The organism is Cohnella hashimotonis (assembly GCF_030014955.1).
Taxonomy (GTDB): Bacteria; Bacillota; Bacilli; order Paenibacillales; family Paenibacillaceae; genus Cohnella; species Cohnella hashimotonis.
The window spans coordinates 3,188,364-3,212,629 of record NZ_JAGRPV010000001.1 but is presented as its reverse complement, the minus strand read 5'-3'; the positions used below and the strand labels follow the sequence as shown (position 1 = coordinate 3,212,629).

General features: G+C 52.9%; 18 protein-coding genes. All 18 read left to right on the top strand.

Features of this window, described 5'->3' with window-relative positions:
- Positions 1-6 precede the first annotated feature (6 nt).
- The 18 genes from KB449_RS12870 to KB449_RS12785 all read left to right on the top strand — a co-directional run bounded on the left by KB449_RS12870 (position 7) and on the right by KB449_RS12785 (position 24,128).
- Complete coding sequence (locus KB449_RS12870) at positions 7-708, top strand: hypothetical protein (protein ID WP_282908761.1); 702 nt, start codon at positions 7-9, stop codon at positions 706-708.
- A gap of 93 nt (positions 709-801) precedes the next feature.
- Entirely contained in the window at positions 802-2,406 is a 1,605-nt protein-coding gene (locus KB449_RS12865) for a M14 family metallopeptidase (protein WP_282908760.1), read from the top strand.
- A gap of 90 nt (positions 2,407-2,496) precedes the next feature.
- The gene (locus KB449_RS12860) at positions 2,497-3,117 is read left to right on the top strand and encodes a hypothetical protein (protein WP_282908759.1); all 621 of its coding nucleotides are present in this window, start codon (positions 2,497-2,499) and stop codon (positions 3,115-3,117) included.
- Between the two features lie 165 nt (positions 3,118-3,282).
- Entirely contained in the window at positions 3,283-3,825 is a 543-nt protein-coding gene (locus KB449_RS12855) for a DUF4362 domain-containing protein (protein ID WP_282908758.1), read from the top strand.
- A gap of 252 nt (positions 3,826-4,077) precedes the next feature.
- Entirely contained in the window at positions 4,078-5,613 is a 1,536-nt protein-coding gene (arfA, locus tag KB449_RS12850; protein ID WP_282908757.1) for an arabinosylfuranosidase ArfA, read from the top strand.
- The gene (locus KB449_RS12845) at positions 5,610-6,314 is read left to right on the top strand and encodes a PIG-L deacetylase family protein (protein ID WP_282908756.1); all 705 of its coding nucleotides are present in this window, start codon (positions 5,610-5,612) and stop codon (positions 6,312-6,314) included. The genes arfA and KB449_RS12845 overlap by 4 nt, the downstream gene beginning before the upstream one ends.
- A 53-nt stretch (positions 6,315-6,367) precedes the next feature.
- On the top strand, positions 6,368-7,591 hold the full coding sequence (locus tag KB449_RS12840) for a hypothetical protein (RefSeq protein ID WP_282908755.1): 1,224 nt from the start codon (positions 6,368-6,370) through the stop codon (positions 7,589-7,591).
- Positions 7,592-7,704: 113 nt separating this feature from the next.
- Positions 7,705-9,348: a response regulator gene (locus KB449_RS12835; protein WP_282908754.1), complete on the top strand. Its 1,644-nt coding sequence runs from the start codon at positions 7,705-7,707 to the stop codon at positions 9,346-9,348.
- A complete protein-coding gene (locus KB449_RS12830) occupies positions 9,320-11,152 on the top strand; it encodes a cache domain-containing sensor histidine kinase (protein WP_282908753.1) in 1,833 nt (610 codons plus the stop codon). Before KB449_RS12835 ends, KB449_RS12830 begins: the two co-directional genes overlap by 29 nt.
- Before the next feature lie 148 nt (positions 11,153-11,300).
- Entirely contained in the window at positions 11,301-12,203 is a 903-nt protein-coding gene (locus KB449_RS12825; protein ID WP_282908752.1) for an ABC transporter permease subunit, read from the top strand.
- Positions 12,200-13,099, top strand: a complete 900-nt coding sequence (locus KB449_RS12820) for a carbohydrate ABC transporter permease (RefSeq protein ID WP_282908751.1) — start codon at positions 12,200-12,202, stop codon at positions 13,097-13,099. Before KB449_RS12825 ends, KB449_RS12820 begins: the two co-directional genes overlap by 4 nt.
- A 77-nt stretch (positions 13,100-13,176) precedes the next feature.
- Positions 13,177-14,991: a type 2 periplasmic-binding domain-containing protein gene (locus KB449_RS12815; RefSeq protein ID WP_282908750.1), complete on the top strand. Its 1,815-nt coding sequence runs from the start codon at positions 13,177-13,179 to the stop codon at positions 14,989-14,991.
- Positions 14,992-15,085: 94 nt separating this feature from the next.
- The gene (locus KB449_RS12810; protein WP_282908749.1) at positions 15,086-17,218 is read left to right on the top strand and encodes an alpha-galactosidase; all 2,133 of its coding nucleotides are present in this window, start codon (positions 15,086-15,088) and stop codon (positions 17,216-17,218) included.
- A gap of 22 nt (positions 17,219-17,240) precedes the next feature.
- Positions 17,241-18,911: an SGNH/GDSL hydrolase family protein gene (locus KB449_RS12805; protein ID WP_282908748.1), complete on the top strand. Its 1,671-nt coding sequence runs from the start codon at positions 17,241-17,243 to the stop codon at positions 18,909-18,911.
- A 39-nt stretch (positions 18,912-18,950) separates the two neighbouring features.
- A complete protein-coding gene (locus tag KB449_RS12800; RefSeq protein ID WP_282908747.1) occupies positions 18,951-20,516 on the top strand; it encodes a glycoside hydrolase family 32 protein in 1,566 nt (521 codons plus the stop codon).
- Positions 20,517-20,571: 55 nt separating this feature from the next.
- Positions 20,572-21,666, top strand: coding sequence for a glycoside hydrolase family 172 protein (locus tag KB449_RS12795; protein ID WP_282908746.1), 1,095 nt, complete (start codon positions 20,572-20,574; stop codon positions 21,664-21,666).
- Positions 21,667-22,234: 568 nt separating this feature from the next.
- Positions 22,235-23,836 (top strand): hypothetical protein, encoded by a 1,602-nt coding sequence (locus KB449_RS12790; RefSeq protein ID WP_282908745.1) that lies wholly within the window; start codon positions 22,235-22,237, stop codon positions 23,834-23,836.
- 19 nt (positions 23,837-23,855) lie between these two features.
- Positions 23,856-24,128 carry an alcohol dehydrogenase catalytic domain-containing protein gene (locus KB449_RS12785; RefSeq protein WP_434082502.1) on the top strand — a complete coding sequence of 91 codons (273 nt, stop codon included), beginning with the start codon at positions 23,856-23,858 and terminating at the stop codon, positions 24,126-24,128.
- Positions 24,129-24,266 lie beyond the last annotated feature (138 nt).

The following is a 24,266-nucleotide window of genomic DNA, read 5'->3' as shown; positions in this document are numbered from 1 at the left end:
GAGCCAATGAATAATCCATTTCATATAACGATTAAAGAGCTCAATTACAATGAAGCCCCGACTATCTTCAACCGCTTTTCCATGATTGATTCGATAAAAGATTTTACTATGGATATTCAATCGGGACGTATATACGGCGTCATTGGCGGGCTGGGGCTTGGGGGATGGCTATTGTCCTATCTGCTAGCAGGAAAAGGTATGGATTACAAGAGCAGTTCAAGCATAACGATGAACCAAAAATCGATTAGCAGTTCGGACATGAGGAATATCTCGTGCTATATAGGAGAAGGGGTAGCCGAATATCCCTACGGAAAAAAGTATTTTTGTCCATTTCTCAAGAAGAGAATCACGGTAAAAGATCAAATTAATCAAGGAATTAAAACTTCAAACAACAAATATTCCGTTCAACAAATCTGTGAGTTGTTTGAATTAAGCGTTAGAGCGGATCGCCCCCTGGAAGCGAACGGAATTGAAGTTTGGAGAGCTTCGATTGCGATCGGTTTTGCCTTTCAGAAGGCGCTATTTTGTGCGCCTTGGTTGGAAGCGCAATGGTTTCCATACCTTTTAAACGCCTATAATAAAAGATTCTTCTCTATCTTGAAGGCGCACGGCTCGGCGGTTCTGCTGCCGGTAAGCCATGAGAAATATGTACAGGATATTGCAGATGAAATCGTTTATTTGAAAGATCATTTTATCGGATACTGTTAGAGAAATTCCAACTGTTGGGAGGGGATTGGCAAACGATGTCGAATAAGTTGCAGTTAGATTTACGATTCGACATCAATGGCTTGGAGGAATAGAATGCTTTTCTACTTTATTAATGGCAGCCGCTTTATTCAGTGCCTTCGATTTTGGATTGCCCTAGCATTAACGGCCGCGATCATCTTCTCCTCAACTACGATCCCCATACAAGCCGCCGCTCAGACGACGGATTTATCCGCCGAAAAACCTATCGTCAATCCGCTGCAAGTATATTCCTATAGCCGGTTGAGCGTGGATTTGCAGGCTCTTACCGCAAGATACCCTCATCTTCTTACACTGGGTTCGGCAGGAAAAAGCGAATACGGCAGAACGCTGTTCATGGTCGATGTCGGCCGTGGGCCTGCAGTCATTATGCTTAATGGCGCCCACCATGCGCGCGAATGGATGACGACGATTACGTTGATGAAGTTGGTAGAACAGCTGGCTGTTCAATACGAGAAGAACGGCACGGTATTAGGCGGCTTCCGTGCCCGCGATCTGCTCGACCGTGTCACGTTTCGCATCGTCCCGATGGTCAATCCCGACGGCGTCACGCTCCAGCAATTCGGCTTGAGCGCTTTTCCGGCAGCCGATCATGCCAATTTACGCTATATGAACAACGGAAGCGGAAACTTCAAGCGATGGAAAGCAAACGCCAAAGGCATCGACCTGAACCGCCAATACCCCGCAAATTGGAACGGAATCGTGAACGCTGCCAATAGGCCGGCTTATATGAACTACAAAGGCGCCTTACCGCTGCAAGCAAAAGAAGCGAAGGCCATGTATGACCTGGCTCTCACCACTAAGCCGGAAATTTCACTTGCATACCATACTTCAGGCGAAGTCATCTATTGGAACTTCCATACCACCCCGGCGAACTATAGCCGCGATTATAGCATTGCATCGGCCTACGCGAAGCTAACGGGGTATTCGCTCGTTGCGCCGCAGTCCAATCCGTCCGGAGGCGGGTTCACCGACTGGTTTATCCAGCAGTTCGGCAGGCCAGCCTTGACACCGGAGCTGGGGCGTGCCGCCGGATCGACGAACGTTCCTCTGTCCGAATGGAACCAAATCTGGCAGCAGCACAAAGACACCTTGTGGATGATCGCAGAGAAGGGCTACGGCCTTTGGTTGAAACGGCAATCGGCTGCGACATTGACCCAAGACATCCGACTGTTCAGCGTTGAAAAAGGGTTTCAGTTCCCCGACCTCCGTGCGAAATCAATGGGTACCGTGTATCAGGGCAGTTACAAATCGCTGAGAAAAAAAGGCGATTGGCTGGAAATCGCAACGCCGGACGGACCCCGCTGGATTTCTTCGCGCGCTGTCATTGCAGGTCCATTCGAGACGCCGGTTAACTTGGCCGTCAACTTGACCGAGCCAGTCGTCCATTATGATACGCCGATATCTACAGAGCCATCCTCTTTAGTGCTTACAGCACAGACTGCAATCGTTCGTGAACGATGGAACGGTTGGCTTCTCGTCGAGGCATTAGAGGGTATGATCTGGGTTCGCGAGACTGATCTGCCGACTGATGCCCTGACGGTTTTGCAGGAAGAGACGATGGAAGAAACGAAGATTCCGCCCGATGACACGCGTACATCTGTCGAAATCGATTCGGAAAGCGGGATTGTTCCTGCGAATTCCGCAGTTGAACCGGATTGAACGTTCAGTCAGACCTGTCAGTAGCTGAATACGATCGGTCGCTTTATCGCATTTAACAAAATCTTTTTTCTCTCAGGAGGCGTTTCATCTTTGACAACGACGATTTACGTAAATACGAGTTCTTATAATTTCTGGTGGGGCGTCTATGGCATGGAGTCTTTAACTGGATGGGAAGATATTGTGCTTTATAAGGATAGCGAGCAGAACGAAAAACTGCTTGCACTATGTGTTTGTACGAAAAATTATCTTCGAAATGCTGTTCAGGAGTTAAAGGATGATCCTGACGAAGCGGACTTCGTTCAGGAAATACAAACATTTCTTGTTAACGACAAAATCGTCTATCATTACTTCTATGACCGTCCCGAGGACGAGGATTTTTATGAATTGCCGTTCAATAAGCTGCCGCGGAACGCGCATGGCATATACCCAAGATCGTTAGAGCTATGGTATCCGAGTGAAGGTATTCATGAAGCTGTCATCGAATCAAGCGTTAGAGAACTTTGCCGCGAATATCTCGAACTCGATATCGGACCTGTTTCATTTATCGAGCCAATTGGCAAAGAAGAGGCGCTCAAGGCCTATGTGGAGCATATTGAACGTTTCAGCGGGAATGCGGAGCTTGTATTTACGGAAGAATTAATCGCGTCCATGATGAATAAAATGTCGATCACGCGAGAGGATGTCGTGAAGCTGCTTGACCGCAGTGTGTAGAGACGTTCAATGGGATTTGAGACGGACGATTCGCCGCAAAGGACGGATCGTCTTTTCTATTTGCCCGCCGCGTAAAGGACCGAATAGAATTCGGCCAAAAATTCAGTTGATGATTCACTAAAACATTTTCCAGTCCGGCAACGTTTTAAATGTGAGGTGATTTGAATGAAGAAAACCATATTCATACTAGGCGCTTCATTGGCGCTTCTATCTGGCTGCGGTGAAAATACCGTCAGACCAACCACCGACCAGATCAATCCTACGACCGCACCCGCGCCGGGAGAAACGATTATGCCAATTGTGAAGCCAAAGCCTTTTCCCCCCGTCTCTGACCCTTACGATCCCGACCAGGCTGCCAAGAATGGCGACGTAGTGAACGTTCATGGGAAGATGTACAATTTCGATAAGTGGAAGCTGTTTCTGGCGAGCCTCCAAGGGGGTTCATCGAGTCAAATTCGCATTACGCAGTATACGATCGAAGGCGACCCGATCTTCTATGAGCTGGTGTACGACGGGGCGCAGGCGTTTGCGTATACCTACGACAATTCGAGGGACAAGTTTGGCAGTGACGCAGGCCGTCCGAGAACGATATGCAAGGGAATCGAACTTGAGAAAAATGAGGAGAGAGGCGACTATTACAAACTAACCGGATGTGATAGCGATAAGGGCAATACGTTCTGGTTCCCTGACATGACAGAGGAAGTATAATAGCGCTCGCTCATGCGCTTTCAATCGTTAGGCTTCGACGAGAAGCTCGAAAGAGATTGACGGCGCATGGGAAATCACATATATTATCATTAAATTGGTCAGACAACTTACCTAATGGAGGTCGTGAAGCGAATCAAGCGGCATCATTATCACTCCAATGTAACCGCTTACCATTTTTGAACGATTTGGTCCACCATCGACAGCACAAACGTGCAGCAACGGAGAAGCATTGAAAAGGGGAAACAAACGCTTATGAGCAAAGCTGAACTGATCGTGGACAAAGAATACGTCATTGGCACCGTGGATCCGAGATTGTACGGCTCGTTCATCGAGCACGTGGGGCGGGCGGTCTACGGCGGCATCTATGAGCCGGGACATCCGGCGGCCAACGAGCAAGGCTTTCGCAAGGACGTTATGGCATTGGTGCAAGAGCTGGGCGTTCCGATTATCCGGTACCCCGGCGGCAATTTCGTGTCGGGCTACGAATGGGAGGACGGGGTCGGTCCCGTCGCCGCGCGCAAGCGGAGGCTCGACCTGGCTTGGGGCGCTCTGGAGACGAATGAAGTCGGCACGAACGAGTTCGCGGCATGGGCGAGAGCGGTAGGCGCCGAAGTGATGATGGCCGTTAACCTAGGCACGCGCGGGCCGGCCGATGCGCGCAATTTGATCGAATACTGCAATCATCCCGGCGGTACGTACTGGAGCGATCTGCGCAGATCCCACGGATACGAAGCGCCTCACAAGTTCAAAACTTGGTGCTTGGGCAACGAAATGGACGGCCCTTGGCAGATCGGGCACAAGACGGCAGACGAATATGGACGAACGGCTGTCGAAACGGCGAAGCTTATGAAATGGGTCGACCCATCGATCGAGCTGGTCGCTTGCGGCAGTTCCATGCGAGATATGCCGACGTTCGGCGAGTGGGAAGCCACCGTGCTCGACCATTCGTACGATCATGTCGACTACTTGTCGCTTCATACTTACTACGGCAATCGTAAGGACGATACGGCCAGCTTCGTCGCAAAGACGCTGGAGATGGACGATTACATTCATTCCGTCATTGCCGTCTGCGATTATATGAAGGCCAAGAAACGCAGCAAAAAGCAGATGATGCTTTCCTTCGACGAATGGAACGTCTGGTATCACAGCGCGGCCGCCGATCAGCAGCTCGAGCGGTGGACAATCGCGCCGCCCCAGATTGAGGATATCTACACGCTGGAAGACGCGATCGTAGTCGGATGTATGATCATTTCCCTGCTCAAGCGCGCGGACCGCATTCGGATGGCCTGCATCGCCCAGCTGGTGAACGTGATTGCTCCGATCATGACGGCGAATAACGGGATCGCCTGGCGGCAGACGATTTTTTATCCGTATCTGCATGTATCGATGTACGGCAGAGGCGTCTCGCTCAAGCCGATCATTCGAAGCCCCAAGTACGATTGCCAGCAGTTTACGGACGTTCCATGCCTGGAGTCGGCCGCCGTCTATGACGACGAATCGGAGCAGCTGACGATTTTTGCGGTGAATCGGGACTTGGCGGAAGCGCTGGAGGTCGAAGCGGATCTCCGACAATTCGCCGGCTACCGGATCGCCGAGCATCTGGTGCTGGAAAATCCGGATCCTAAGGCAAGAAACACGGCGAGCGATCCGTTTAATGTAACGCCGCATGCGGCAAGCGGCTCGGAGCTTCGGGACGGACGCCTTCATATTAGCCTGCCGAAGCTGTCCTGGAACGTCATTCGTCTAACAAAAATCGAACCTCATTCGAAAGCGGGAGGATCCCTATGAACGTATTGGCCATCGGCGCGCATCCGGACGACATCGAAGTGTACTGCGCAGGAACGTTGTTGAAGTACAAACAGCAGGGCCACGACATCTTTATCGCCTTGACGACCAGCGGCAACATCGGTTCCAACGAGTACGAGAGCAGAGAGGCGATCGCCGCGCAGAGGGAACAGGAGCAGCTCGAGGCGGCGAAGATCCTGGGCGCGGACGTCCGCTTCCTTCGCTTCGACGATCAAGGGCTGCAAGATACGCCCGAGACGAGGAGAGCCGTCATCAACGCGATTCGCTGGGCGAATCCGGACGTCATCTTGACCCATTCTCCGGAGGATCCGAGCACGGACCACGCCGTTACCGGAAAAATCGTGAGCGAGGTCATGCTGTCGATTCCCGGCAAGCTAATTCCGGCGGACGAACCGCCGATCGCGAAGAATCCGTCTCTGTTCTGCTACACGCCTGCCGCCGGAATCGGTTTCCTGCCGGAAGTATACGTCGACATCTCCGACGTGTTCCCCTTGAAGAAGGAGGCATTGACCAAGCATACTAGCCAGTTCAACTGGATGGATGTGTATCAGTCGCATAACCTGCTCAGCATCATGGAGATTTCGGACAAGTTCAGAGGCTTGCAGGCCGGTTACGAGTATGCAGAAGGCTTCCGGGCATTCCGAATTCACGGCTATATGCCGAACTTCAAGCTGCTTCCCTAGCCGATACTGCACACGCGGATACACGATGATTTCGCAAGGAGGCGGTTCCGGGCATGGCCCTAGACTTGAGCGCACAGTACGAACTCGTAGAGAAGGTCGTAAAAGCCGGCGGAACCGTCGGCGAGGACTGCGATTATACAGATCTGAAGGCTGCGCTCGACGATATCGCGGATAACTCGGCCCGGAAGCGGTATATACTGCGGGTCTTGAACGGCACCTACGATGTCTCGAATGACGGCAACCTTTATCTGGGCTTGAAAAATTACGTGGAGATCGTCGGACAATCCCGGGGCGGCGTACGGATTGTAAAGCGGGACGACGAATACAGCGACGCGAAAAACGTGTTCGATACGGCCTGTTACGGACAGCGGATCGAATATGCGTCGCTTCGGAACATGACCGTCGTCAGCTATAACTTGAAGGCGCCCGTGCACATCGACGACGACTGCCTGCAGGGCACGATCGAGCTCATTGACTGCACCCTGATCAACGAAAACACGCCGGAGATGGGCAATTATCAAAATGGTCTCGCATGCGGGCTTCGACAGGGCCAGCGGGTTGTCGCCAGAGGCGTGCATTCCAACGGCATGCTCTGGATGCACAACGGCTTCGAGGCTTATACCGGCGAAGGCTGCCGGTTTGAGCTTTACAACTGCATCAGTCCTTATATCGTGATAGGCGAACTGATCACCTACGGCAGTGAAAAGGTCATCATCGAAGGCTGCAGGGCGGAATTCCTCCGCTATCTCTACATTAAAGGCGTTGCCGTGAAGCAGCTGCGCCCGTACGTTCAATCCAGCTTTTCGTTCGAGCTCCGGGGCAATTCGATCGATTACATTGAAGCCGTAACGACAACGGACCTGGGCAGCACGTCGGTTCCCACAGCGTTCGATGAGCTATGCGGGGGCAAGTGGTCCATCAGCGATCCTGCGATCCATCGGTTCGTTCGGAATGCCGGAACGACGGACATCGAAAAAGGGAGCCTGGTATCGCTGAGCGGGAATGGCGTGAAGTCGTGGGCTCCGGGCGAACGGTTGTACGGAACGGCGATGGACGACATATCGCCCGGCGATTACGGCATCGTCCAGGATCGCGGAATCGTGTTCATTCGCGCTCATCCGGAGGCGGAGCCGGACCAGGACGATCCGGTCGAGCTGGACGCGAAGGGCATGGCCGTTCGCCAGGGAAGCGGCGCGCCGATCGGCGTCGCCCGAGGCTGGTACGCGCACGGCGACCGTCTGCTGAAGGTCAAGCTGCTGCAATCCTCCATGCTGTAACCATCCGAAATACGACCCATTCGAATCCCGCATGAAAGAGCCGATTCTTTATCTGAATAGGCTCTTTCTATGTATATAAATTCCATTGCATCTTGAATAAAGAGGTGTGAGCTATGATCAAAGTCATCATCGTAGAAGACGAGATGCTCGTGCGAATTGGTCTGAAAAATTCGATCGAATGGGCAAGATTAGGCATGGAGGTCATCGCCGACTTTTCGAACGGGCAGACTGCTTGGGATTTCTATCGGCAAGTAAGGCCCGACCTCATCCTGACCGATATCCGAATGCCAAATATGGACGGGATGGAGCTGATCACCCGCATCAGGGAGCACGATGACCAGACCAAGATTATCATTCTGACGGCCTACGAAGAATTCGACTGGGTGCATAAGGCCATCCGGTTCGGCGTGACCGATTATATCCTCAAGTTCAAGATGTCCATCGACGAGATGGAGAAGGTGTTGCAGAAAGTACAGGCCGAATTAAAAACGAAAAGCGTCCGATCCGTAACGGAGCCCCAGCACGACCTGTTGAATACCATCAACCTCAAAGAAAACGCCATGAAGGATTATTTGTCTTACGGGCGCTATTCGGATGCTGAATTCGCCGTTATTGCCAAAGAACTGCGCTTCCGTCTGGAGCCGGAGAGGCTGATCCTTTGCGTGATGGCCATCGACAATTTCAGGCAAATGGAAAGCAAATTCAAGGACAGCCACGGCAATTTGATCCGATTCAGCATTCTGAATATGATGAGCGAGCTGCTGGCGGGCTACAACCGGGGAGAGGTCATCTACGAACGGGACGAGAAGTATATACTCGCGTTCAGCTTCCAGGATATCGTCAGCGAGTCGAACATTTATCAACAGCTGCAGGACATTCTCTCGCATATCGGCAGCGTCATCAAAACTTACCTCAATGCCTCCGTCACCTTCGGAATCAGTTCCATTCACAACGGTTATTCCGCGCTTAAGCATATGTACGTCGAATGCCTCCGCATGCTCGATTTGAAATTCGTTCTCGGAAACGTATCCTATATCCGTTCTGATCAAATGGGCGCGGACCGCGTGTCTAAAAACGTAGCCATGAAGCTAGACAAAATGATTCGCGAATTGGAGCCGTTTAACGAAAGGTACTTCAAAGAAATCGAAGCTAGCATTCAGTCGCTCTGCCAGCTTGAGCGCAGCTCCAAGCAGGATATTCAGGCGATGATGATTCGCTGGATTCACTGGCCGACCGTGAACCTCAATATTTACGCGGACGACATCTCCAGCATGGCGCTCGATTATGCAGGCCGGATTCATCTCAGCTCGACTTTGGACGACAATATCGCGATTTTTAAGCAATATTTGCATGAGGTTCAGTATTATCACGAGAAAAAAAGAGCAATCAGCAAAGAAATCGCCGAGGCGATCAAATATATTCAAGCGCATTACGATCAGGATCTTTCCCTGCAGCAGCTGGCCGACCAGGTGAAGATGAATCCGAGTTACTTAAGCAGGCTGTTCAAGAAGCATCTGCGAACGAGCTTTATCGAATACTTAAATTCTTATCGGATCGATATGGCCAAAAACATGCTGATGAATACCCATTTGAAATCCTATGAGATTGCCGCCAAGACTGGCTATAAGGACGATAGTTACTTCAGTCGGATATTCAAAAGGTTAACCGGCATGCGCCCGCATGAATTCAGGAAGCAATGGTTCGTGGACAGCAGGGAGGAAAGAGACGATGACGCGGATGATGAGACTGTTCAATAGAGCAAACAGATATTCCCTGGCCAATCAACTGGTCGTCTCGTTCCTGATCATCTTCCTGTTTATCTTTACGATCAGCTCGCTGATCGCTTACTTCGGCATTCTGAATGTACTGAAAAAAAATGCCATCGATACGAATCAACAGCAGTTCAAGCAAAACGATTATAATCTGTCGGTATTCGTTAACGAGGTGGACCAGGTTTCCAGGCAGCTTTTCCTGGAGGCCGAGCTGCAAAATTTAATCAACTTCAAGAGCATGACCGAAATGGACAGCGTCCTGCAGGTTTCGGCGGCATTCCAATCCTTTACCGAAGCGCTCTCGGATAATAAATTCATCGATTCGATCAGTTATTTTGGAGACAACGGCTTTATGATTCGAACGACCGCGCAAAGAAACGATATTTTATTCGATTCGACCAGTAAAGTGAACGCATTTTATCAAGAACGGCTGTATAGCAAAATGAAGTCGGCAGGGCAAACGCTCGTCTGGTTCGGAGGTTTTACCGACCAGGATTTTAATATCGCGGATACGAAACCGATGTCCGGCATCGTGGCGAAGCCGATTCACTATATTACCGCCGCGCGCAGCTTTTACTCCAATAACCACTCGGCCACGCTTGTGATCAACATGGATATGAAGTACTTCAACGATATCTACAATCATGCCAACGATATAGAAAATAACGATTTGTATCTGGTAGATGAATCGGGACGAATCGTATCCCATGGGGACGAAGCAAAAATCGGGCAGACGGGTGCCGTCCCCGAACAAGGTTACCATCCCGCGCATGCAAGCGATAAGTTCGCCAGCGAAGAACGAAACGGAAAACAGATCATGTCGTACCGAATCAGCGAGATGGACTGGTTCCTTGTGAACGAGATTCCCGTAAGTCTTTTTATAAGCGACATCTTGACCTTGCGGCTCATCGTCGTGACTATGTTTATTTTCAGTTTGGCGTCGGCGGCCCTTCTCTCCGGATACTGGATTCGCAGAATTACGAAGCCGCTCAACAGCTTAACGACCGTCGTCAGGAGAATGGGGCAAGGCAACCTGGGATTAACGCTGGATCTCGATTTAAAGAATGAGCTTGGGATTCTCATTGCGCAATTCAATAAAATGTCCAAGAACATCCAAGACCTGATCGAACAAAAGGATTCGATTCAGGAAGAGAAGCGGACGATCGAGATCGGTGCCTTGCAGTCGCAGATTAATCCTCATTTCTTCTATAACACGCTAAATACGATCAAATGGATGGCCATCATGGTCAAGGCCGACAACATCGTGGAAAGCATCACGACTTTAGGCGATTATTTGCAGCCTATGTTTAAGCAGGGCATGTTTTGCACGATTCGGGAAGAGATGGATTATATCGAAAATTATATCAAGATCATGAATTATCGAATGGCTGGCGGGGTCAAGCTTCATTTTCAGATTGCGACCGGGGTGATGGATTATCCCATTCTGCGATTTCTGCTGCAGCCCTTGGTCGAAAACGCGATTACCCATGGATTGAGAAATCAAAACGGGGGTGTCATTACCATATCGGCCGCGGAACATAAAAACGAAATCGTCTGGAGCATCTTCGATAACGGCGAAGGCATGTCCGAAACGAAGCTGCAAGAGATCAGGGAGTCGCTCCTTAAAAGCAGCAGCGAGCAATCGAGCGAAAAGAAAGGGATCGGCCTGTACAATACGAATCGCAGAATTCAGCTTCACTTCGGAGACCGTCACACGATTAAAATTCAAAGCGAGCTGCAGTGGGGGACCGAATTAAAATTTACGATTCCAAAAGTGCAAAAAACGTAAAGAAAATACAACTTTTTAGAGGGTGAGCAGAAGCTTCATTTGGGTCGTGCAGGTTTGTTGTATTTTTCAATAGAAAGTCCATTTTTAAGCATGAACGCCCTTTCTATAATAAGAATACAGACAAATTCGAACCAAGGAGAAGAAATCGATGCTATCTAAAAAAAATAGAATCGGGTGGAAGTACTTCCTCATTGCCATGCCGTTTATGATTTATGTCATCGCTTTCTACTTCGTACCGTTATTCGGTTGGATCTACTCCTTCTATAATTACAATCCGGCGCTCAGTTTCTCGCAGCTTAAGTTCGTAGGCTTTGACAACTTCATGAAGATGTACAACGAACGCAGCGAGATTTACCGGGTTCTGAAGAACACCTTGGCCATGAGCTTCCTCCTGATCCTGGTCACGCCGCTGCCGTTGATCGCAGCCATTATGATGAATGAAATCAGACATACCAAGTACAAGCGATTTATTCAGACGGTGACGACGCTGCCGAACTTTATAAGCTGGATTGTCGTATTCGCCCTCGCGTTCGCCGTTTTTTCCAGCGATGGTCTCTACTATACGCTGCTTAAAAACCTGCATCTCGACGTACCTGTTATCGGACTCTTAGGCAACAATGGCGCGGCCTGGTTTTTCCAGGCGGGGCTGTACGTCTGGAAGACGATCGGATGGACGATGATCATCTATATGGCCGCGATCGCCGGGATTGACAGCGAGCAGTACGAGGCGGCTCGTATAGACGGGGCAGGCAAGTTCGGTCTCATGCGCCATATTACGATTCCGGGTCTCGCCCCAACGTTTTTTGTCCTTCTGCTGCTGCAGATCAGCAATTTGTTGAATAACGGTTTTGATCAGTACTTCGTTTTCTACAACTCGCTTGTCGCAGATAAACTGGATGTGCTCGACTACTACATCTACAAGGTCGGCTGGGCCGTCAGCGACTACTCTTATGCGACTGTCCTGGGCATGGTGAAGTCGCTGCTCGGAATCGCGCTGCTCTTCTCCGTCAACTATCTCTCCAAGAAAACGAAGGGAGAGTCGATTCTGTGATCGGCAAACAACGAGGTTCGCTGGGCGAACGCACATTCGACATTTTCAACTACGTGTTTATGGCTTTGTTCTCCTTTATCTGCGTCTACCCGTTCTATTATGTATTTATTTATTCGATCAGCGAACCGAGATTGGCGCAAAAAGGCGTTTATTTTTGGCCGGCAAGCTTGAATATCGACGCTTATGTCAAAGTGTTCAGCCTGAACACGATCCCGCATGCCTTCCTCGTTTCGGTTGAAAAAACATTGCTGTTCACTATATTATGCGTCTATTTTTCGGCAATGCTATCCTACCTTTTCACCAAACATCAGATGCCTTTTCGCAGATTGATGTATCGCATCGTGATCTCGTCGATGTACCTGAATTCGGGCTTGATCCCATGGTATATCACGATGAAAACGTACGGACTGCGCAATTCCTTTCTGCTCTACGTCCTGCCCGGCATTATTAACGCTTTTTATATCATCTTGATCAAGACGTATATCGAGCAGCTGCCGTCATCGCTGGAAGAGTCGGCGCAGCTGGACGGCGCGGGATTCATGACGGTCTTCAATAAAATCATCTTCCCCCTGTCCAAGCCGATTGTTGCAACGGTCGCCGTCTATGCCTCGGTCGGCTGCTGGAACACCTGGATCGATAATTACCTGTTGGTCGAGAAAGCGAATCTGCAGACGATTCAAGTCATCTTGTACGGCTACCTGAACGAAGCGCAGAGCATGACGCAGGATCTGGCGGCCATGGCGGCGCATGCAGGGGCGGGCAGGCAGCTCCAGTTTTCGCCGGAGACGATCAAGATGAGCATTACCGTCATCTCGGTGCTTCCGATCATTCTCGTCTATCCGTTCCTCCAAAAGAATTTTATCAAGGGCATCATGCTCGGCGCCGTCAAAGGTTAATGCGGGTATAATGGTTTTTTCTAAAAACCATGTATCAATAGATAAAACAGGAAGTCAATCACTAGGGAGGTTATTCGATGTCAGGGATGAAAAAGAAATCGAGTTTGCTTGCGATGCTAGTCAGCATGTCCCTTCTGGCAGTGACGGCATGTTCCGGCAATAACGCAACGAACAACGCTTCATCCGCACCTGCTTCAAGCGCAGCGCCCGCATCAAGCCAAGCCGCTGCATCCAGCCCGGCATCCAGCGATTCGGCCGGTACGTCCGACTATCCCCAGCTTCCCAGAGATCCGATCACGCTGAAAGTATTTATTGGCGGCTCGGATGCCAACAAGGGCATTTGGAATACTTCGATCGGCAAAGTCATTCAAGAAAAATTCGGCATCACGCTGGACTTCATTACGGGCGACGATGTCAAAGAGAAGACGATGATCGCCGGCGGAGACTTGCCCGACGTCATTACGACCGGCGGATCCGTCAGCGCGTTGGTCGACTCCTTGATCCAAGGCGGCCAGGTTATTCAATTGGATGACTTGATCGACAAGTACGGCCCGAACATTAAGAAAAATACGCCGCAGGCGTTGGAAATCATGAAAGCGTCCGCTAGCAACAATACAGGTAAAATCTACTTCCTGCCCGTGCGGGTGAACAAGGCAGCAAGCAGCCCTGTGCCGCTTAAGAGCGCGCTTGCCGGATTCTACACCAGATGGGATCTGTATAAAGCGATCGGCGCGCCGGCCATGACGAACGAAGACGACTTCTTGAAGGTCAACAAGGAAATGCAAGACAAGTTCCCCACGACGAAGGACGGCAAAAAAACGTATGCGTTCTCGGCATGGGCGGCGGATCCGTTCCCGTACATCATCTCTTATCCGTTCTCGATGGGCTACAACAACTGGACGGCGAATACGTCGATCAGCGCAACGACCGGCGACATCGTAGACAATTATATCGCGAAGGACGGCGTATTCTGGAACGGCATCAAGTTCTTCAATAAAGCTTACCGCATGGGTCTGTTCGATCCGGAAGGCTTCACGCAGAAGATCGAGCAGTACATTGCCAAGCTCAATTCCGGCCAAGTATTCAACTCGGCGGCAAGCTTCTGGATGGGCGGCAACGACCTGGTGACGAATACCGGAAATGCAAATGCGGAACTGTTGCAATTGCCCGGACCGTTCCCTGGTTACATGGCTCTGTATCCGAAAGACGCGCCAGGCGGTAACCTCCTGGGACCGGCTCGCGCCATTACGAAGGCCAACAAATATCCGGAACGCACGATGGAACTGTTTAATTACCTGAGCGGCGACGAAGGCGGACGATTGCTGTTCACCGGCGTTAAAGGCGTGGATTGGGATGTCGTAGACGGCAAACCGCAATTGATCGGCAAAATGGCGAATACGACCGACCCTGGCTACAACGACTACCTGACGAGCGTAGGTACCGAGAAGCTGAACAAATTGTCCAATCTTCATGAGGCTTGGACGGCAGAAGACGGCTATCCGCTCGATCTGAAGCTCGTCATCGATCCGGCTACCGTCACGCCGGCCGAGAAGGAACTCGCTCAGCAGTTTGGAGCGGACCTGTACCCGGGCCAAGTTTACGACAAGCTGGTTAAAGACGGAAAAGCCGTCACGGATTCGAAATACTTTGCATTCACCGCGTTCGTAAAGCAAATGTCCGAGCCGAATCAACAAATTATGGTGAAGGCGGACCAGTACTTCCTGGCGAACGTCGCGAAATTCATTATGGCCAAAGACGACGCAGCCTTCGAAGCCGCCAAGAACAAAGCCGTCGACGACTTCATGGCGATGGGCGTGGACAAAGCTTATGCCGAATTCCACAAGCTGGTCGACGACGCCAAAGCGTTTGTCAAGGAGAATAACCTGGAATAGGATTCGGATCGCCGCACTTGAAAAGGGACTGCCTTCAGGTGGTCCCTTTTCGGCGGATTGACCCGGCATTAGGGCTTTTATGGGAGGGAATAAAGTGTCCAACAATTCAACAGCGATCGTTGCCGATCTTGAAAACATGCGCTTCCAGTACAAATCGGAGCTGACGATATACACCGAAAAGCTGACGGACGGAAGATTGCTGTTCGCCGGGCTTCAAGATAACGGAACATCTATTTACGAACACACCGACTTAAAGGATAAACCATCGTTCGACCTGACGATCGACGGCGAATCGTTGTATTACGGGTGGGAATTCAACGACTTTGCATCGGAGCAGGATTCGCTCGGGAACAGCACAGGAACCTTGACCTTAACGCATGCATCGAAGCCGATTCAATTAAAAGTCATCACGCGCTGCTGCGGCTTCGGTTTTTTCAGAAGATCGTTGGAGATCGTCAGCCTTTCGGAAGATATCGCTTTGAGTCTCACGAACGTGATTCCGTTCAAGGGATGCATTTGGAGCATTACGGACAACATCGCCGATAATCTGCGAGACGACACGGTCGCGCCTTATTCCATCGGGCGATTCAAGGATTTGTATTGGGCGAATGAAGGGAACTTTGCCTGGCAGGACGTTCCGGTCAATACCGGCATTTTCTTTAACTCAACCTTCGGCATGAGCGGGCACAGCAGCCCGTTCTTTATACTCCGCAACAATATCAACGGCGGCTATTTCGTCTGTCAAATGGGCTGGTCCTCCAACTGGAAGACGGCCTTTTTCGCCGATTATTTCAACGATAGTCGTCTTCCGAACAAGATGAACCTGAACTTTGAGGTGCAACCGGTTACGCCTTCTCCGGCCAGATCGATAGCGCCCGGCGAGCGGATCGCAGCGCCCGACGTGCATTTCGGAGCGAGCCACGTCGACCTGGATACGGCGATCCAGAACCTGCATGCCTATTTGCGACAATCCGTTCTGCGGCAGGTGGGCGACGGCTTGCAGCCCGTCATTTATAACCAAGCCGGCTATATGGTTCCCGGCTACAAGCAGCCGGAGATGAGCGAAGCGGGACTGATCGAAGAAGTAGACATCGCGGCCGAGCTTGGCGCCGAGCTGTTTATGATCGATGCCGGATGGTACGGCAACAATGGGCAACCGGGCACGGATTGGGGGAATACGACGGGGGACTGGCATGCCGCGGACATTCTCCCTAACGATCTGATTCCCGTCTATGAGCATGCGCGCTCAAAAGGCTTGAAATGCGGCTTATGGGTAGAGATCGAAACAGCCGGCTCGAAATCGAAGCTTGCCGCAGATCACCCCGACTGGTTTTTGACGAAATACGGCAGTACGTTCCCTCGCGTGCTTGATCTGTCGAAGCCGGAGGTGAAGGATTTTGTCGAATCCGAAATCGTGCGGCTCGTCGAGAAATACCAGTTGGATATGTTCCGGCTCGATTACAACTCGAGCTCGAACGAAGGAGGCTTCAATTTTAAAGACGGCTGGAACGAGAATACGCATTGGCGGCATATGGAGGCCATTTACGAGATTTTCGAGCGGGTCGGAAAAAAGTTTCCGAATTTGCAGCTGGAGAACTGCGCCAGCGGAGGCGGACGGACGGATATCGGCATCGTCAGCCGATTCACGACGACATGGGTATCCGATTGGTTCAAAATGCCGCGTACGGTGCGGATCTTAAACGGCATGAGCATGGCGCTCCCGCCGGAGTTCATCAACAGGTCCTACACGCCGGGCATGGAAGGGAATATGGATTCTCACATGCACGTGATCATGATGGGGCATCCGATGCTGTGCGGCGTCGCGCCTTCCCTTGCGGAAGCGAGTCCCGCCACGATGGCTTGCGCCAAAAAATATATCGGCATCTATAAGGATTTCATTCGGACCTTCCACCGGACCGCCAATGTGTATCATCACACGCCGGTCATCCCCGGCGCCGACGGCACGGGTTGGGCGGCGCTGGAGTACGTATCCGAGGACCGGCGTAAGGCTGTGGCAACCGTGTTCCGGCTGATCAACGCGGAAGAAGATCGCTATGCGCTAAAGTTCCGAGGCCTAGACAAAGGAGCAAGCTATCGCGTGCGGATCGAGCCGGAAGGAAGCGAGTTCGTTGTCGGCGGTTACGAATTGTCGAGACAAGGACTCGCGATCGAGCTGGACACGGCTTTAACTTCGCAAATGATATTACTGACCAAAGCCGAGCGATGAACCGGCGAGCAGGGGGCTATTCATGTTAACAAGTTTTTCGGGCCTGGCGGTCGTACCTACGAAGCCGGCATCCATGAATGTAATCGTCGAGCCTGGACGCATCGCGACGGGCAATCGGGTCATCGAGCGGGCCGAAGCCGCAACGGTATGTATTCGCGTGGCCGGACAAAGGCGGTATAACGACCAACGCTACCGGATCGTTGGCGAAGGTACGGCTTCCCCGAGCGGCTGGAACGGCGAAAATATTCGCGGCACCGCGGGGATGCCTTACCAGCGCATGGTTCCCGGTTCGCTGCAGGTGTACGCAAAGGACCGCGGGAAGCGGTACGTGCCGGAAGCCGATTATACGCAAGACAGCTATTGGGGCACCATCAAGCGCCATCCGCAGGGGAAGATCGACGTCGATGAAGAGCTTTCCATCGATTACGCCGTATGGCTGTGCAGATATGACGCCATCGTCCTGCTCGATGACGGCACGATCCGCGTTGTCGAAGGGGACAGCGAAGCGCCGGAGTCTCGCGAGCTGCTGCTGCCCGAGCCGCCGGCGGTAGAGACGGGTTTTGTCCTTGCCCATGTATTCACGGGATGGGGCCAATCCTGTATTTATGGCGGGGGAAGCAGCATCGCAACGAACCGTTCGTCGACTCCACGGCCTGCGGCTTCGCTGCCGGTTATAACGGGACGCTACGAGGACATGGCGGAACGCACCTACGTCGTCGAGGTTAGCGCCGCGGAAGTCGTATCAGAGGGATTGGGCCAGGAGAGGTATGAATACAGAATCGGAACGACGGGAGAGGATTACGGCACGAACCAATCCTTGACGATGGATACGCTGCGTTGGACGGAAGCCAGGATGCTTCCCGACGACCGTAAGCTGCCGCTGCTGCTGCAATCCGCCTATGGATATCCGGTAAGCTGGGGACTGGAGCTGGACTTTTTGCCGCTCGGGGCGGATACAGACGAGGACTTGTCAGGGACGTACTACATCACGGCTTTTCCGGAAATGATATTCGATCGCAGACAAGCACTTGACGGGAGCGATCCGCTGGATGTTATTCCCCTGGAGCAGCGCGGTCATCTGGACGGCTTCAGGGAGAAGGCGGCTTCAGGCAGGCCTGTACGCATCGCTTTTTTCGGCGCAAGCAACGCGCGTCACGGATTATGGCCTGCGCAAGTCGTCGTCGCGCTCAGGCAAGCCTATCCGCAGACGAAGATCTCGACTTCGGTCATTGCCTATGGCGGGGAGGAGATGCGACATGGCAGGCACCGCTTTCATCACGAAGTTTTGAGCGTTGCGCCGGACTTGATCGTGATGGAGTATTTTATCAACGACGTATGCCACGGCCAGATCGGGGAGACCGAAGAAGCCGCGCGTTATTTATTGCAAAGCATATGCGATGCCGGCATCCCTTGCATTCTCCTGACGAACAATGGCGCCAACCCGCTATTCTCCAAAAACGGCTCATCCGGCAGCTTTCAACGATACCATGACCTGTACCGCGGCTTGGCCGCCGAATACAAGGTGGCTTTTGTCGGAGGCTACAGCTACTTCAGAAACCTTCACTGGTTCGGCAAATACTTCATTACGGAGCTGAAAGGTAATATGGTCAATCATCCCTACGGGCTTGTCGATCAAAATTGGGGACTGTTCGATCGCGTGTTCAGCGGCGCTATATTAAAAATACTCCTATAGGCGCAAAATGCGGCTACGGATGGGCTGGAGGAGCCGGTTATGGACAATCAAACGATAAAAGATTCGATCCGGACCGTCAAAGCGTTTAGGACGATGCTGCTTGGCGACCGTTACCGTCCCGGCTATCACTTTGCCATGCCCGAAGGCTACGGATTGCCGGGCGACCCGAACGGCGCTTTTTATGCGAACGGCAGATATCATCTGATGTATCTCTATGAAAACTGTACGAGCACGACCGGCGCTTTTAATTGGGGGCATATTTCGAGCCACAATCTGGTCCATTGGCGCCATCATCCGGATGCGCTGGTTCCAAGCAACGGGGATAACGGCGCTTTTAGCGGCGGGGCTTTCGTCGATGACGACGGTACCGCGTACCTCTCTTATTCGAGCCTCGCGACCAATATGGAGACGATGACGGGCGGCGGCGTAGGGATCGCTAGAAGCACGGACCGACACTACGAACAGTGGGAAAAATTCGATACGCTGGCGATCCAGAGCACGGCAAACGGCATTACGGAAGTCGTCGGCAAAAATGGCGAGCATGTGTATGCGGGGAGCTGCGATCCAAGCAATATTTGGAAAAAAGACGGCGTGTATTATATGCAAACCGGGAATCTTTGCGTGCTCGGCAAATACGGAAGAAGCGAGGATTCCCCGCTCGAAGCGAGGGGGGATTGGACGGATTTATTTCAATCGACGGATCTGAAGAAATGGTCGTACGTCGACCGCTTTTACGAACGGGACCGCACGAACAAATGGACGCAGGAATCGGAAGACGACATGTGCGCGAGCTTTTTCCCGCTTCCGCTCAGCAGACATGGCGGAGCGCCGAGCGGCAAATACCTGCAGCTTTTCATTTCGCATAACAAGGGCTGTCAATATTATATCGGTGAATACAGCGAGAATAGGTTCTTGCCGGAAAGTCACGGGCGCATGACATGGGTGGACAGGGCGTTCGCCGCTCCGGAAGCCTTGACGGACGAGAAAGGCCGGCAGATCGTATGGGTGTGGATCATCGACAATCTGGAGGACGAGTCAGGCTTCGGGTGGTCGGGCGTGTACAGCCTGCCTAGAAGCGTCTGGCTCGGTGAAGACCATACGTTGCGGATGGCGCCGGTAGACGAGCTTGCCATGCTCAGATATAACGCCAAGCCATTCCAGGCCGCAGCGCTCTCCGATGGCGACAAGCTGGAGCTGGATGGCATAAACGGCGAGTCTTCCGAAATAAAGCTGACGATCGCGCCCGGGTCTGCCCGGAAGTCGGGTCTGAAGGTGCGAACTTCCCCGGACGAGGAAGAAGTCACGCTCCTGTATTACGATGCCGAGACGAAGGAGCTCGTATTCGATTCGACGCGCAGCGGCGCGGGCGGCTGGAAGGCGAGGGAGGCCGCTCCTTTTCAACTGAAAGATTCTGAGCAGCTCGAATTAACGGTTTATATCGATAAAGGCGTGATCGAGATTTTCGCCAACGAGCGGCAAGCGATCACAAGACGGGTGTTTCCGGAAAGATCGGACAGCACGGGCGTATATCTTTTCAGCGAGGGCGGCACGGCTTCCTTCGAGACGATTGAGGTCTGGGAAATGATGCCGTCGAACCCCTATTAAGTCGAATCCCTATTAAAATGATGCGCTCGCAATCGAAAAAGACCGGAGGTTCACGATGAATATATCGTTCGATTTATCCGCGATATTTCAGGCTTCGAACGCCGTTACGCGCTCGATCTCCGCAGAAAATCCCACGGGAGAGAAGGGCAAAGGCGCGATGGCGGCGCCGAGTCCGGACGGACCTGCTTCGGCCCTGGGCGTCGGCTGGAAGGCGAGGCCTTACATTACGGTCAAAGGCGGAGAGACGGTCGTGCTGGCCGATATCGAAGGTCCGGGCATCTTGACGCACATTTGGATGACGATCGGCAGCGAGAAGTTCTACCGCGATCTCGTGCTTCGCTTCTACTGGGACGGCGAAGAGGAGCCGTCGGTCGAGGTGCCGTACGGGGATTTCTTCTGCAACGGCTGGGGCGTCCCGGTCAACGTGCTGTCCGAGCCGGTCAACGTGAATCCGCTTGGCGGCTTCAACAGCTACTGGCCGATGCCCTTCCGTCGTTCGGCTCGCATCACGGTCGAGAATACGCGCCTCGTCGATCTCGATATGTTTTTCTACCAGTTCGACTATGTGCTTGCGGACGTGCCTGTAGACAGCACCTATTTCCATGCGCAGTGGCGCAGACAAAATCCGATCCCGCCGGGAGAAGAATATACGATCGTGGACGGTATTTCCGGCAAAGGCAGGTTTGCAGGCGTCTATCTGGCTTGGGGACAGCACCACAACCGCTGGTGGGGAGAAGGCGAGGTCAAGTTTTATATCGACGGAGACACGCAGTTCCCCACTTATTGCGGCACGGGATTAGAGGATTATTTCGGCGGTGCCTGGGGGTTCTTCACGAACGACCAGAAGGCCTACGAGACTTACAGCGCGCCGTATCTCGGCTACCATCAGTTGATCAGGCCCGACGGATTCATGTCGGCCTGCATGCGGCACGGCCTTTACCGCTGGCATATTCGCGATCCGATATTTTTCGGGCAGGACTTTAAAGCAACCGTCCAGCCGCTCGGCTGGCAGGTGAATGCCGAGGACAAACAAAAGTATTTGCAACTGCAGGACGACGTGGCATCCACGGCATACTGGTACCAGTCGGAGCCGCATGCGGCATTTCCGCCGCTGCTTGACCGGGAAAAGCGGGACGTTACCGTGAAGTAGATGGCGAAGGGGCAGCTCGCACGGACCAAACGGCTAGCCTTTGCAGGCGCGGTGACGGGCGAGAGTAGGGCGATCGTGCACCAAAATGGTGCACGGAGACAACGGAGGCGCGTTGACGAGCGAGAGTAGGCGCCATCGTGCACCAAAATGGTGCACGGTGACAGCGGAGGCGCGGTGACGAGCGAGAGTAGGCGCCATCGTGCACCAGAATGGTGCATGGTGACAACGGTGGCGCGGTGACGAGCGAGAGTAGGCGCCATCGTGCACCAGAATGGTGCATGGTGACAACGGTGGCGCGGTGACGAGCGAGAGTAGGTGCCATCGTGCACCAAAATGGTGCATGGTGACAGCGGAGGCGCGGTGAAGATCGAGGACTGATGCCATCGTGCATCATTTTGGTGCATGGTTACAACGGAGGCGCGGTGAAGATCGAGGACTGATGCCTTCGTGCACCAAAATGGTGCACGGAGACGCGGAAACGAGCGAGGGCAGGCGCCTCTCCTGATGAAGATCATAGCGTCATTTTCTCAATTGACTTCCTTAATTTGAACCGGCAGGAGCGATAAACATGAAGCTGCAATACAGCATGGCGCATGAGCCATTGTTGGACACATCGACGCGGGACGAATTGATCGCGAACATCAAAAACGCCGGCATCGAGAAGATCTGGATCGCCGGATTTTTCTCCGGCAAGCTGGTCGACATTGAGGAGCTGAAGCAGGCCAAGGCGTTCGCAGAGCTTCACGGCCTTGAGGTCGGCGCGGTCACGATCCCGATCGGACATCCGGGCAACGCGCTGAACCCGGACGATCCCGACCTGGATCTGGAGATCCCCGAGCATTGGCACTATCGGGTCGATATCCAGGGCGAGACCGTCTATTATTGCGGAGCCATCGATAAGTGTCTGATCGAGGACAACGGGAAGGCGGCCATGCTGCTGCGCGAAGCGGGTTTCAAGGAGGTTTTCCTGGACGACGATCTGAGAGCCGGCAATTTTAATGAATTTATCGAAGGCTGTTATTGCGATGCTTGCGTGGCCGAGTTCAATCGCACCTACGATCGGCGGGAAACGAGGGAATCGTTGCTGGTCGAAATGACGCAAAAGAAGAACACGGCGATCATGAAGGACTGGGTCGCGTTCCAGTGCGTAAAAGTGACGGACGTCGTGAAGGCAACGGATATCGAAGGCGTTCAGCCCGGCATTATGGTGATGCATTTCGGAGACGAGCGGCACGGGATCGATATTCCTTCGATTCGCGAGCAAATTCCCGACACGCTGTTCCGGGTGGGAGAGTACCAGTTCAACGATACGAGATTCACGGCGCCTCATGCGAAAGCGGAAGAACTGCTCGGTATTTTGTATCACCTGAGCTTTATCGATAAGAAATTCGCGTACAGCGAATCGACGATTTTTCCGCCGCGTTCGTTAATGGAGCACAACCTGGTATATAAAGCGAAGCTGGCCATTACGGCAGGCCTTGAGAACGTGCTGTTCATGAGCGGCACCTGGGTGCTGGAAGCGAGCTACTGGCATGCGATCGCGGACGCGCTGCCCGTACTGCGCGAGCTGGACCAAGCGACCGCAAATGTGCCGAGAGCGTTTCCTGTGCATCTGGCTTACGGCACGCATGGCGCATTCGCGGAAGCATTTGTCCCGACCAGTCTGCCGCTGCTGGCGGGATTGCCGGTCAAGGCCGTTCGCGCGGACCAGAGCGGAGAAGGTGGAGAGCTGCTGTTGTTTTTCGGCGATTATCGGTTGAGCGAACAATGGCTGGCGCAGCTGCCAAGCTATAAGCAAGTCGTATTTGACCAAGCGGCAGCCATAAAAAACAAGAATCTGCTGGAGAAGCTGCAGCTCGCTGCGACCAACATTGTCATTTGGGATCAACAAGCGACGGCAAGACCTTCCGCAGAGCAACTTTTATCGTTGCAACGGCTGGTTGCCCAAGACTCCTGGGATTTCCCGCGGCTCGCGGAGGGGAACCAGGTCGGCCTGGTATGGCTCAAGGACGGCGGCAAGTGTATTTTGTTTAATCTGCTGGAAACGGAAAACGAGGGGATTGTCCAATGGGCGGACCGCCGCTATGCCGTTCAGCTCGCCCCCTTGTCCTTTGCGATTCTTGATGTCTCGGGCGGCTTGACGACCTACGATACGGCGATCGCGCTTTAAGAGAAGGAGCGTGCTGCATATGCAAAAGAAGATATGGCAGTGGACGGGCTTCAATACGATGGCGTCAAGCGTTATCTTGCGCGAGGAACCGGGCAGCGGCCAAGTCGAGATTCGCATCCTGTCGATCGGCATTTGCGGCACGGATCTGCATATCATGAGCGGCCATGCCGGCTTCGGCGGACCGCCGCTTGCGCTTGGCCATGAATTGGCCGGCGTTGTGGAACGGATTGGCGACGGCGTTGCCGGATGGCAGCCGGGCGACCGCGTCTGCATCGATCCGCTGATCGGCTGAGGCGCGTGTCCGGAATGCCTCGGCGGCAATAAGCATCGCTGCACCGAGGCAGGCGAGATCGGGCTGCAATTCCCCGGCGGCTGGCAAGCGTATCTCGTCGTCCCGGCCGCCAACCTCTACAGGCTGCCCGACAACGTC

What these genes read in the sequence shown, in the direction of transcription:
- KB449_RS12870 (WP_282908761.1), top strand. Translation starts at nt 7, where the DNA reads ATGAATAATCCATTTCATATAACGATTAAAGAGCTCAATTACAATGAA.
- KB449_RS12865 (WP_282908760.1), top strand. Translation starts at nt 802, where the DNA reads ATGCTTTTCTACTTTATTAATGGCAGCCGCTTTATTCAGTGCCTTCGA.
- KB449_RS12855 (WP_282908758.1), top strand. Translation starts at nt 3,283, where the DNA reads ATGAAGAAAACCATATTCATACTAGGCGCTTCATTGGCGCTTCTATCT.
- arfA (WP_282908757.1), top strand. Translation starts at nt 4,078, where the DNA reads ATGAGCAAAGCTGAACTGATCGTGGACAAAGAATACGTCATTGGCACC.
- KB449_RS12845 (WP_282908756.1), top strand. Translation starts at nt 5,610, where the DNA reads ATGAACGTATTGGCCATCGGCGCGCATCCGGACGACATCGAAGTGTAC.
- KB449_RS12840 (WP_282908755.1), top strand. Translation starts at nt 6,368, where the DNA reads ATGGCCCTAGACTTGAGCGCACAGTACGAACTCGTAGAGAAGGTCGTA.
- KB449_RS12835 (WP_282908754.1), top strand. Translation starts at nt 7,705, where the DNA reads ATGATCAAAGTCATCATCGTAGAAGACGAGATGCTCGTGCGAATTGGT.
- KB449_RS12830 (WP_282908753.1), top strand. Translation starts at nt 9,320, where the DNA reads ATGACGCGGATGATGAGACTGTTCAATAGAGCAAACAGATATTCCCTG.
- KB449_RS12825 (WP_282908752.1), top strand. Translation starts at nt 11,301, where the DNA reads ATGCTATCTAAAAAAAATAGAATCGGGTGGAAGTACTTCCTCATTGCC.
- KB449_RS12815 (WP_282908750.1), top strand. Translation starts at nt 13,177, where the DNA reads ATGTCAGGGATGAAAAAGAAATCGAGTTTGCTTGCGATGCTAGTCAGC.
- KB449_RS12805 (WP_282908748.1), top strand. Translation starts at nt 17,241, where the DNA reads ATGTTAACAAGTTTTTCGGGCCTGGCGGTCGTACCTACGAAGCCGGCA.
- KB449_RS12800 (WP_282908747.1), top strand. Translation starts at nt 18,951, where the DNA reads ATGGACAATCAAACGATAAAAGATTCGATCCGGACCGTCAAAGCGTTT.
- KB449_RS12795 (WP_282908746.1), top strand. Translation starts at nt 20,572, where the DNA reads ATGAATATATCGTTCGATTTATCCGCGATATTTCAGGCTTCGAACGCC.
- KB449_RS12790 (WP_282908745.1), top strand. Translation starts at nt 22,235, where the DNA reads ATGAAGCTGCAATACAGCATGGCGCATGAGCCATTGTTGGACACATCG.
- KB449_RS12785 (WP_434082502.1), top strand. Translation starts at nt 23,856, where the DNA reads ATGCAAAAGAAGATATGGCAGTGGACGGGCTTCAATACGATGGCGTCA.